The 10,138-nt window shown below is 66.4% G+C and carries 11 protein-coding genes and 1 pseudogene; 4 read left to right on the top strand and 8 right to left on the bottom strand.

Annotated features, from left to right (window positions below; translation table 11 throughout):
• The 8 genes and pseudogenes from KVA01_RS04325 to KVA01_RS04290 all read right to left on the bottom strand — a co-directional run.
• Positions 1 to 755, bottom strand: a 755-nt coding sequence (locus KVA01_RS04325) for a sce7726 family protein (RefSeq protein ID WP_141269061.1), incomplete at its 3' end; no start/stop codon positions are given.
• 135 nt (positions 756 to 890) lie between these two features.
• A complete protein-coding gene (locus KVA01_RS04320; protein ID WP_141269059.1) occupies positions 891 to 1,367 on the bottom strand; it encodes a hypothetical protein in 477 nt (158 codons plus the stop codon).
• 47 nt (positions 1,368 to 1,414) lie between these two features.
• Positions 1,415 to 2,842, bottom strand: coding sequence for a recombinase family protein (locus KVA01_RS04315; protein WP_068466965.1), 1,428 nt, complete (start codon positions 2,840 to 2,842; stop codon positions 1,415 to 1,417).
• Positions 2,843 to 3,009: 167 nt separating this feature from the next.
• Positions 3,010 to 3,210: a hypothetical protein gene (locus KVA01_RS04310; RefSeq protein ID WP_068466967.1), complete on the bottom strand. Its 201-nt coding sequence runs from the start codon at positions 3,208 to 3,210 to the stop codon at positions 3,010 to 3,012.
• A gap of 6 nt (positions 3,211 to 3,216) precedes the next feature.
• Positions 3,217 to 3,803: pseudogene (locus KVA01_RS04305) on the bottom strand (hypothetical protein).
• A gap of 14 nt (positions 3,804 to 3,817) precedes the next feature.
• Positions 3,818 to 4,297, bottom strand: coding sequence for a single-stranded DNA-binding protein (locus tag KVA01_RS04300; protein WP_068466969.1), 480 nt, complete (start codon positions 4,295 to 4,297; stop codon positions 3,818 to 3,820).
• A gap of 98 nt (positions 4,298 to 4,395) precedes the next feature.
• The gene (locus KVA01_RS04295; protein ID WP_068466998.1) at positions 4,396 to 6,147 is read right to left on the bottom strand and encodes a type IV secretory system conjugative DNA transfer family protein; all 1,752 of its coding nucleotides are present in this window, start codon (positions 6,145 to 6,147) and stop codon (positions 4,396 to 4,398) included.
• A gap of 32 nt (positions 6,148 to 6,179) precedes the next feature.
• The gene (locus KVA01_RS04290; protein WP_231860514.1) at positions 6,180 to 6,743 is read right to left on the bottom strand and encodes a hypothetical protein; all 564 of its coding nucleotides are present in this window, start codon (positions 6,741 to 6,743) and stop codon (positions 6,180 to 6,182) included.
• Positions 6,744 to 7,034: 291 nt separating this feature from the next.
• Between KVA01_RS04290 and KVA01_RS12865 the strand changes: the two genes are divergently transcribed.
• The 4 genes from KVA01_RS12865 to KVA01_RS04275 all read left to right on the top strand — a co-directional run bounded on the left by KVA01_RS12865 (position 7,035) and on the right by KVA01_RS04275 (position 10,133).
• Positions 7,035 to 7,664, top strand: a complete 630-nt coding sequence (locus KVA01_RS12865; protein ID WP_231860515.1) for a site-specific integrase — start codon at positions 7,035 to 7,037, stop codon at positions 7,662 to 7,664.
• The gene (locus KVA01_RS12860; protein WP_231860516.1) at positions 7,637 to 8,035 is read left to right on the top strand and encodes a tyrosine-type recombinase/integrase; all 399 of its coding nucleotides are present in this window, start codon (positions 7,637 to 7,639) and stop codon (positions 8,033 to 8,035) included. Before KVA01_RS12865 ends, KVA01_RS12860 begins: the two co-directional genes overlap by 28 nt.
• A 25-nt stretch (positions 8,036 to 8,060) precedes the next feature.
• Entirely contained in the window at positions 8,061 to 8,369 is a 309-nt protein-coding gene (locus tag KVA01_RS04280) for a helix-turn-helix domain-containing protein (protein ID WP_233438754.1), read from the top strand.
• Between the two features lie 237 nt (positions 8,370 to 8,606).
• Positions 8,607 to 10,133 carry a PIN domain-containing protein gene (locus KVA01_RS04275; protein WP_231860517.1) on the top strand — a complete coding sequence of 509 codons (1,527 nt, stop codon included), beginning with the start codon at positions 8,607 to 8,609 and terminating at the stop codon, positions 10,131 to 10,133.
• Positions 10,134 to 10,138 lie beyond the last annotated feature (5 nt).

Here is a 10,138-nt window from a genome sequence, read left to right as displayed (position 1 = left end):
AGATTGGCCTGGGAGCGACTCGCTCTGAGGACTTTAACCATCTCCTCGTGGACGGCAGCCGGGTCCAGTTCTGCAAAGATACGGTCAAGCTCGGAACGAATCTGAGTGTTCGGCACGGCAGGAACCTCTTGCCCAAGCCGTGTCAGGACCGCCGCAGCTTCATCAACGCGTAGAACTTCGAGTGCCATCCTGGGAACGACACGCTCGGGGCGGTTCTGCGCTTCTCGTGACGTTTGGAATCTGAAACGATCAGATAGAGTTATGACTCCGACATCTTCAGGCGTGGCCTTGAGAACGTCAGAAAGGTGCGACGTGCTGACCACTACGTTCACGGTTGCGAAAACCTGCCGGTAGTTGAATACTTGGTTTCTTAGCCGTGCTAGAGAGTCTCGCTCTGACTTTATTTCGTATGCAGTCGAAGTCCCGTTCAGAACGACAACATCTGCCTTGCAGGACCCAGCACGAACTTCATTCAGTAAAGTTGCGGTGTTTAGGCTGTGTCGACCAAGAAGGATCTTCTCTGTGATCGCAGCGCGATAGACATAGTCATCACGAAACCTGGACTTGCTCAGTAGTTCGAATGCTTCGTCGAATACTGTCCCGACCGTCGCATCGGGTGACGTGTAGGTGGCGAGACGAGTGTGGTCGAGCAGTCTTGTGAATAGCGGGGAACGGGCCTGCTTACCAAGATCACGGAGGACCGTTGCTGAGAAAAGGCGACTCAGCGCCGCTGCTTCACTCTTCTCGAGACGCATGCGCTGTTCCTCCTTTGTCCTGACGATTTGCTATCCTTCGACCCTTCCAAGAGTATCGTGTGATGTCGCGTCGGGCCGTGTTTGGCGCGCCGGTTCGACGCGCCGTCGGTTGAGTGTGACGGACTGTGCAGAGGATCAGGGGACGTCCGGGAGCGTACCTGTCCGCGGGTCTCGTGTCTTCTCCCAAACGGTCTGTCGTGCGATGCCGTAGCTCTTGGCGATGCCGTTCACGCTTACACGTTGCGTCCGGGCTGTTCGCATAGCGTCCACTTCCTGGGCGGTCAGCGGTGTTCGAGACCGTCTCCTTGGCTCGGTGACGGCCTCGCTCTCGGCGCAGACAGTTGGGGCGGACGGAGAGCGGACCTCGCCAACACCGCGCTTCCATGCCGCGATCAGCGTCTCGAACACTCGTCGCCTGTTCCCGCAGCGCTCACCCAGGTCCACGTAAAGTAGAACGTTCGAACCTTGCCCCGCTTCATCGCGGGGCAAGGTTCTTTCGTTGTGTGGCCTGGGCTTGCTGGCGAGGATCGTCTGGATCGCTTCCATGGGTTCGAGGGTCGCGTCGTCCTCGTCATCGATGGTGATGCGGTCGAACAGTGCCCGGTTGAGCATCCGTCGCTCGGACGGTTCGGCCTTGGCGTAGACCTCGCCGATGTCGGTCAGGAGTCCGAGGATCGCGTCGAGTCCGACCTTGGCGTTGTCGTAGGTCGTTTCCAGGGTGTCGAGTCGGCTGGTGATCGCCTGGAGGCTCGCACGGATGCGGTCTTGAGCAGGTCGAGTGGTATCGCGTCGGCGTAGTGGGCTTGGAGGAGTTTGATCTGCTCGGCTTCGAGCTTCGCCTTCTGCCCGGTGAGCAGCTTCTGCTCGTCGCTGGTCGAGTCGGAGAGGGTGTCGAACACCTGCCCGAGCACGGCCTTGATCTGCGCCGCCTCGTCTTTCGTGATGGCGACCTGCTGGTACTGGGTCTCGATGGTTTGCTCGACGCGGTGCACGAGGACGGCGTTGCGCTTGAACCGTCGTCCGGTGCAGGTGAAGTAGTCGTAGGTGACGCCCTGATGGTTCCGCGGCCGCTCGAACATGAGTCGTTGCCCGCACCCGCAGTAGATGGAGCCTTTGAGGTAGTGGTCGTACTTCTGGAGCTTGTCGCCGACGATGTGGTTCTGCCGCAGGATCGTCTGCACCTGATCGAACGTCTCGGGCGTGACGAGTGGGTCGTGCGTGCCGGGGTAGGTCACGTCGCGAAAGGTGACGATGCCCTGGTAGTAGGGGTTGACAAGGATCTTGTGCAGCGATGTCGTCGTGACCGGCTTGGCTGGGAACGACGGGGTGGGCCGGGTGGTGAGGCCGCGAGTCTCCAGCTCGCGGGCGAGCTTGGACAGCGACCAGTCGCCGGCGGCGTAGGCGGTGAACGCGAACCGGATGAGCTCGGCCCGCTCGGGGTCGAGCCGCACCTCGCGTACTTCATGCCCGTTCGCGTCGGTGGTGCGCACGTTGAGGTAGCCGATGGGCGCCTTGTGCGGGGTGCCGCCGATTGTCGCCTTCTGCACGAGACCCTTGGTGACCTCTTGGGCGAGGTTCAGGCTGTAGAACTCGGCGATGGAGGCCATGATGCCGTGCATGAGCATCCCCGACGGGGTCTCGTCGATGTTCTCCATCACCGAGACGAGCGTGACCCCTGCTTGACGGAGCGTGGCGTGAATGATCGCGTCATCGAGCCGATTCCGGGCGATCCGGTCGACCTTATTGATGATGCAGTACCTGACCGGATGCTCGGCGAGGTAGTCCAGCATCTCCTGCAAGGCCTTGCGGCGGGCGGTCTTGCCGGACTCGCCGGGCTCGATGAACTCCGCGACGATGACCGCGCCGAGCTGGTCGGCCTTGCGTTGCGCCGCCTCGCGCTGGGCGGGGATGGACAGGCCCTCTTCGAGGCCGTTGCGAGTGGCCTGGTCCTTGGCGGAGACCCGCAGATAGGAGATCGCAGGCACCTTCCCATGGGGAAGGGCCGCCTCACTGCTGGATTTCGGGCCGACCGCGAGGGAGCGGAGCGCTCCGAGGTCGAGGCCTGCGGGGAGGTCGATGAGCGTCATGGTCGTGACTGCCTTTCGGGCTCTCACCCGCCCCCAACGATGGGGGCGGGTGCGGGCGCCGACTGGCGGTCACGACACAGATTGAGGGGGCCTGCCGAACCGCGACGGGTTCGGGCAACAGAGGGGGTAAGCCGGTAGCGCCCTGGTGTGGACGTACATTCAGGATTCTACCGTTCGCTGGCGAGCAGATCACGGAGGTAGGAACCGGCCTGCCCCGTTGGCGTGTGGGTGTCGGCGTGTCGGAGGGCGACGCGGATGAGGACTTCGGCGACCTTCTCGGTGTCGATCTGCTTCCCGCGGGTGAGGGTGACCTGCAGGTTCCGATCCGCCGAGGGCCGGTCGGTCTTGCGCTGATAGTTCCGCACCATGCCTGCTCACCCGCCCTCGACATCGGGGTCGGTCTCGTCGAGTCGGGCGAAGAAGGCGTCTTCGGCGGCTTTGCGGCGGGCGACCTGCTCGATCACGAAGCCCACGAAGTCCTCCCGCCGGTTCGTGATGGGGATGTCCTCGACCGGTGGTGCCGGGGGCTCGCCAGGCCAGACAGTCTGCCGGTCGGGGCGGTCACGATCCAGACGGGTGCCGGAGGCGGCGACCAGTCGCGTAGCCGCTGGCGAGCGGCGGCGAAGTCGCGATACCACCCGATCGCGGCCGAGGCGTCCTGTTCGGGGTCGTAGGCGGCGAACCAATGCAAATGCAACGCGCTGAGCTCCCATTTGAGCGCCGGATGTCGGTGCCAGCACGGCGGGATCACCGACGCGGGCAGCGCGTATTCTCTCCTGACCCACTCGACCCATCTGTTGAGGGCGAGCCATTCCTGCTCCAGGTCGTGCGCGAGCAGCAGGTTCCAGTTCACCGGCTGCGGCGGCCCCGGCACGTCATCGTCGGGGCCGACCGGATCGAACCCGTCGTCCTCCCACTCCTCCGGATCAGGGCTCTCGGTGGGCATGGTGTCGTCGTTCATCATCGCCGCCTCGGTCACATGGCCCATGCGGGCTGCTCGCGCTCGGGCTGCTCCTGCTCGACGGGCTCGAACGCGACCTGTCGCTGCGGCTGCTGGCGCTTCGGGGACTCCATCTGCGACAGACGGCGCGGGGAGCCGATCTCGATGTTCATGCGGGCGGCGTCGGGGCCGAACCGGTTCGCGATGAACTCCTTGGTCTCCACCCCGGTGTTCGGGTTGGAGTTCGGTTCGAGGCGGCTGTGCGCGACGAACCAGTCCAGCTTGGACAGCGTCTCACCCCCGCTCTTGGCGGCGCCGCGGAACGCGACGACGTCGTGGAACGTGGTGGGCAGTTTGGTGCGCGATCCGTCCGGGCCGTACTCGTCGTGCTCCTGCCCGGCCTTGAAATACAGGCGCGGCTTGCCGTCGTGATAGGTCAGCTGCGGCTCGGAGGCGACGAACCCGTAGAAGGCCTCGCCGATCTCCGGGTCGACGTCTGGTGACTGCTCGCTCATCGTGTGCTCCCGATCTGCTCACGCGGCCCCTCGTCACGGGCCGCTCGTGGCAGCCAGGTGCACCCGGCCTCTCCAGTGCTCGTTCGACCGACGTTGGACTACTGCTGGTGGGCGTCGTGGAGGAGCTGTTCGACCTCGGACCGATCCGTCTTGAGTTGCGTGCCGTCGGGGCGGTCGGGCCAGCCGCGCAAGTCGGTGATGATCGGGGGCGCCGACCTGAGTAGGGTCACGGCGGTGCCGAACGGGAGCCGGCGGATCTGATCCGGCGGCAGGATCGCGACCCGGCGCACCGAGCGCTGGTTGGAGCGCGAGCCGTAGTCGCCGACCGTGGTCGAGTCGGTCAGCTCGTCACGTTCGCCGATCAGGGTGGAGAGGTCTTGGAGGTCGCGGGAGTTGGAGGCGCCGCCGAGGAGGATCTTGACGATCGATGAATCCCAGATCGCCCCGGCCTGGTGCTCGTTCCACTTGTCGCGGGCCTGGGCGAGCGATTGCAGTACTGCGAGGGTCGTGATTCCCGAGCCGCCGCCCTCGGACATCAGCGTCGGCAGGCTCGGCAGGGGCGAGAGGTTCCCGATCTCATCCAGTGCGAGCAGCATGGGCGGGTCGAGACGCGCACCGGTGGAGCGGGCGGCGAGCCGGCGGGCCGTCTCCACGAGGTCTTCGACCAGGGCGGCGACGAGGGCCGCGCTGTTCCCGGCGCCGGCGCCGGTGGCCAGGAGAAACAGGGTGCCGCGTTGCTGGATGAACGCTTCGGGGTCGAACTCCTCACCGTCTGCCGGGGAGACGGCTTCGAGCACCCGCGGATCGGCCAACGCCGCCAGGGACAGGGACACGCCCTGCCAGATCGAATCCCTCGTGCGCGGGTCGGCGTCGAGCATCGACGCCAGCGAGTCCGCCCACCCGGTCGCCGCCTGCGGGTGGTTGGTGAGGATCGCGACTGCATCCGCCGCGGAGGTGGGGTCGAGCGTCCACCGGAACAGCTCTGCAGGGCTGCGTCCGTCGAGGGCGGCGGCGTGCAGCAGTGCTTGGAGCGCAGCCTTGGTCTTGCCTTCCCAGAAGTCACCGCCCTCGACCCCGCCGGCGGACAGGCCGGTGGCCGAGGCGAGTCCGGCGGCGCGGATCATCGCCGTCTGCGGCGATTCGCATCCCCGGATCGGCGACCACCGCAAGCCTGCGGGGAGGCCGCCGGCGAGATGCTGCGGGTCGAACACCGCGACCGGCCCGATCCGGCGGCGGGCGCGCAGGCACGCGGTGACGTTGTCGGGCCTGGTCGAGGTCGTGACGACGGCGGCGGGCGCGTCGAGAATCGCGGGGATCACCAGGAACAGGCCCTTGCCACTCCGCGGAGCGCCGACGAGGAGGATCGAGTCTTCCACCGACGCCCACACCTCTTGCCGGTGGGAGGAGCCGAGCCGGTAGCCGACATCGGCCGGTTTCGGGTTCTCCAGCGTCGGTCTGAGGGTGCCGGCGCGGCGCAGCAATGCTGTGGTGGAGGCGGCGCGGGCGACCTCGTGCCGGGTGGCGGTGCCTTCCTGCCGGTGCGGATCGTGGGCGGCCTGCCGCATCGTGCGTCGGATCAGCCCCCACACCCAGAACCCCGCCGTCGCCAAGAGACCGAGCAGGACGACGGCGACGATCCAGTAGACGACCGGGCTCAGCCCGTCAGCGCCGAGCTGCCCGGCCGGGTCGGCGGGGTCGAAGAACACCGCGACCCCGCCGGTCATCCCGACGGTCGGTTGGGCGGTGCCGGTAAGGAACGCGGCCACGCTGCCGGCGGCGCGCAGGACGAACGCGACCCCGAGCAGCCCGCCGACGGCGATGAGGATGACGTTGGTGAGCTCGTCGCCCATCGCCCCCCTGCCGGGCTGGCCCTGCGGGCCGGTCACGGCAGGCTCCGCACGGCGATCGTGCCCGAGACCCGCCCGACCAGCACCACCTCGCCTGCCTTCACCGCGGCGACGACCTGGGGGTCGAGGAGGGCTCGCACCCGCCCGTCGGGAGTCGCATCCGTGTGCGCGGTGATGAGCGCGACGGCGACGTCCTCCCCGGCGACGAACCCGTCACCGCCATCGACCTCGATCGGATCGGCCGGACGGCGCCGCTTGCCCGTCCTGATCGGCTCCGGTATCGCCTCGGCCTCGGTTTGGGGCGCCGGGCGTTTGGCGGCGGGGAGGATGTCGGTGAAGGTCGTGCCGTCGGGCTCGTGCACCGTGACCCGCACCGGGATCGCCCGGTCGTGGGTGACGTGGTCGATGATCTGCGCGAACATCGCCCGCCGCCACGTACCGGGCTCTTCTGGCAGGGCTACCGGATGCGCGTTGAGCGTGGCAGTGAGGGTGCCGTCCTCATGCACGTCGAGCACGAGGACGGGCACCGACACCGGCACCTGGGCGGACGAATCAGGGATCGGGGCGTGTCTCATGCCCGCCAGGTGCGACCACGCCACCCCGCGACCGGATACGCATGTTCGCCGGAGACCGTCAGGAATCCCGACCGATGCTCACTGAAGCTGACGGATCGTCAGGAATCGTGAACAACGGTCAGGAATCCGGCGAACTTCTAGACTTTAGTCTCCATGCACTCAAGTTCCTCCTGGCGCCCCCGCTGTCTGAGGGGCCTGTTTCCCAGGTGCTGCAAGGTTTCCCGTACCCCGACGACACGTTGAAGAACCGTCACTGTGAATGAAGGTTCGTCGGTACTATTGACGCATGGTCGGTCACAGTGAACCGAGACGTTCATGAAACTGGTCGCGCTGCAAGGTGGCGGCGCGGCTGACGAGGTGCTGCGCAGCGCCCAGGACGCGGAGGACTTCGAGCAGGATCTCGTCGACGAATACGCGCTGGCGATGGCTGCTGCCGGGCTCACCGATGGGCATGTGCGAACGACGCGGGCGGCGGTCATCGAGTTCGCTCGGTCGCTGACCTGCCCGTTGTGGGAAGCGACGGCTAACGACGCTGATCGCTTCCTGGCGGAGCAACGGCGCAAGGGCCTGTCGGTGACCACGCGGGCTGGCAAGGCCGGGTCGCTGGCCCAGTTCTACGAGTTTCTCATCACCCGCTATCAGGGACAGATTCGCCGGATGACCGGCGTGACCGTCGACCAGCCGATCGACGAGTTCAACCGGCAAAAGGGGAAGTCGCTCGGCAAGGTCAGGGTGCCGCCCTCTGATGCCGAGGTCGAGGAGTTGTTCACCGGGTGGCGGGCCTCGATCCCCGACGCGAGGAAGTACCTGCCGGCCGCTCGCGACTACTTCGCTGCTTCACTGTGGCGGCGGTTGGGCCTGCGGATCAACGAGTCGGTGATGCTCGACATCCGCGACTGGTGCCGGCGATCAATGGTGTGGATCAGCTCATCGACTGGTGGTTAGCCGAGGTTCGTCACCAGTTCGGCGACGACTGGCAGAACCCGGATGCGCCGCTGCTGCCGTCCGAGCGCTTTGATGACGAACTCGGTCGGTGCGGGCGGATCGGTCACAACTCGTTGCGGCGGGCGCTGACGATCCAGACCGAGCGGTTCCTGCCCGCCTGGGCGGGCCGGCTGACGCCGCAAGTGCTGCGGCACTACTGCGCTTCGTCGTTGTATGGGGCTGGGATGGACTTGAAAGCGCTCCAGGAGCTGCTGGGCCATCAGTGGCTGGCGACGACCTCGGGCCATGTCCATGTGCGCAGCGAGCATGTCGAGCTCGCGTGGCGTAACGCGAACCAGCGGGTCGAGGCCCGCCTGACAGGGGAAGGGTGAGAAGACCGTGAAGTGGAACTTGCGGATGAGAGCCGCCGAACGGGGCATCTGGAAATCAGCCGAGCTGCGCCGCCAGCTCGCTGCGGCTGGGGTGGAGATCAGCGCCGGGAAGATGTCGGGCTGGTGGTCGGGCACTCCACCGACGATCCGGCTGGAAGAGCTCGACGTGATCTGCGCGATCCTCGACTGCACCCCCTCCGACCTGATGACTCCGGAACCGGAGAAGGTTGCCGCACGCCGGCCGAAGAAGGCCGAGACGATCAACGGCGAGAACGAGACCGGGCCGTGGGTCTCTCCAAGGTTCGGGAACCCGCGGTCAGAGCCGCCGTTGTGAGCACGCGGAAGGGGATCAACTCACGCTTTCGGCCGCCGCGAACGTGCTTCACCTGCGGCGTGAACGCGGCAGCCTGGACCTGGCCTGCCGTCGACTACTGCTACGACTGCCTGCCCGGTGGCCCGTTCCCCGCTCCGCCCTGCGAGCGATGCGGGTCGGACGCCTACTACAGCCAGGGCCTCTGCGACCCGCTGTCACCCCGGCAGCCCGGAGTTCGTCGGCTCCTGCAAGGACTGTTTGGCCTGGGGCGTGTATCGCCGACACAACTGGAAGTGCTGGCAATGCCGCTGGTGGTCTCAGCATTACCCGGTCGGCGAATGCCTCTACTGTCACCGCCGCGTCGCCGTCGGCGACCAGGGCGCCTGCCGCCTTTGCTTGGAAAACGCCCGCCGCATCCACGTACCCGGCCAGCCTCTCGACTTCGAGGAAGGCACCCGGATGGGCCTGCAGCTCTTCTTCGCGAACATGGCCCCGAGACGTAAGCCGAGACCGCTCCGACAGTCCGTGCGGGCTGCCCGCATCCTTCTCGCGCAGCAGGCCGAGGAAATCTCCGACTGGCAGCAGCCCGCCCTCTTCGATCTCGCCCCCGACCCGGACGTGCTCCGTGAGCTCACCACCGCTCAGGCCCGCGACTGGTCCTGGCGAACCGATGGCATCGTGTTCGAGCACGCCGAACGCTTCGGCTGGTCCAAGCGCCAGACCAACCAGGTTCGCCGCTCGTTGAAGATGCTCCAGATCCTCGCCCCCGAGGGCGCGACGACCATCCGCGCGACCGAGGTGATCCGGCTGCGTCGCTACGACAGCGACAGCAACGTCCGCTCAACCCTCGACGTCCTCGCCGCCGCCGATATCCTCATCGACGACCGCATCCTGACCATCGACCGCTACTTCGCGGGCAAGTTCGACCAGATCCCCGAGACGATGCGCACCCAGCTCGAGCTCTGGTTCGACATCATGCTCAACGGCAGCCGCATCCCGCCGCGTCGCAAGCACCGCGAGGAGACGACCGTGCGCGTCCAGATCATCGGGATCGCCCCGATCGTCACCGCCTGGGCCCAAGCCGGCCACCATTCCCTCGCCGAGATCAGCCCGGCCATCCTCATCGACTCGTTACCCGAGGAATCGGCCAAGAGGCACGGTGCGATGCTTGGCCTGCGTTCCTTGTTCACGATCCTTAAAGACCGCAAGCTCGTCTTCGCTGACCCGACCAGCAGCATGGGTTCCTACCAGCTCAACGGCACGACGCCGCTTCCGCTGGAACCTGCGGAGATTCGCGCCGTTCTCAATCACGACGACCCTGCGATTGCCCTGGCCGTCGCAATCGTCGCCTTCCACGCGCTCACGAATCTGCAAGTGCGAGGTATCCAGCTCACCGACATCAGCGACGGACGCCCCACGATGCCCGACGGTCGCGTCATCCTGCTCGCGGAACCGGTCCGTGAGCGTCTTGCCCGGTGGCTGGACTACCGTGCGACGAAGTGGCCGAACACCCGCAACCTGCACCTGTTCGTCACGATGCAGACCGCTCCGAGACTGAACTCACCCGACCACCAGTTCCCCTGGAAGAAGGCCGGCCTCTCGGCTAAGGCTCTCCGCGAAGACCGTATCCTCGCCGAAGTCCGCGCTACCGGCGGCGATCCGCGCCGTCTAGCTGATCTGTTCGGCCTGAGCATCGAGGGCACCAACCGCTACGTTGACACCCTCGAACATCCAGACCTGACGAATCACCCGTCACGGCTAGGACTCCACTCTCCGGTGAACTGATGATG

Origin of the sequence: Kocuria varians (assembly GCF_006539885.1) — a bacterium.
In the GTDB taxonomy this organism is placed as follows: domain Bacteria; phylum Actinomycetota; class Actinomycetes; order Actinomycetales; family Micrococcaceae; genus Kocuria; species Kocuria varians.
The sequence above is the reverse complement of the archived record's forward strand: the minus strand, read 5'-3'. Positions and strand labels throughout refer to the sequence as shown.

Coding starts and splice junctions, on each gene's coding strand:
- KVA01_RS04320 (WP_141269059.1), bottom strand. CDS start 1,367: ATGCTCAACCGGGCACTGTTCGACCGCATCACCATCGATGACGAGGAC.
- KVA01_RS04315 (WP_068466965.1), bottom strand. CDS start 2,842: ATGACGCTCATCGACCTCCCCGCAGGCCTCGACCTCGGAGCGCTCCGC.
- KVA01_RS04310 (WP_068466967.1), bottom strand. CDS start 3,210: ATGGTGCGGAACTATCAGCGCAAGACCGACCGGCCCTCGGCGGATCGG.
- KVA01_RS04300 (WP_068466969.1), bottom strand. CDS start 4,297: ATGAGCGAGCAGTCACCAGACGTCGACCCGGAGATCGGCGAGGCCTTC.
- KVA01_RS04295 (WP_068466998.1), bottom strand. CDS start 6,147: ATGGGCGACGAGCTCACCAACGTCATCCTCATCGCCGTCGGCGGGCTG.
- KVA01_RS12865 (WP_231860515.1), top strand. CDS start 7,035: ATGAAACTGGTCGCGCTGCAAGGTGGCGGCGCGGCTGACGAGGTGCTG.
- KVA01_RS04280 (WP_233438754.1), top strand. CDS start 8,061: ATGAGAGCCGCCGAACGGGGCATCTGGAAATCAGCCGAGCTGCGCCGC.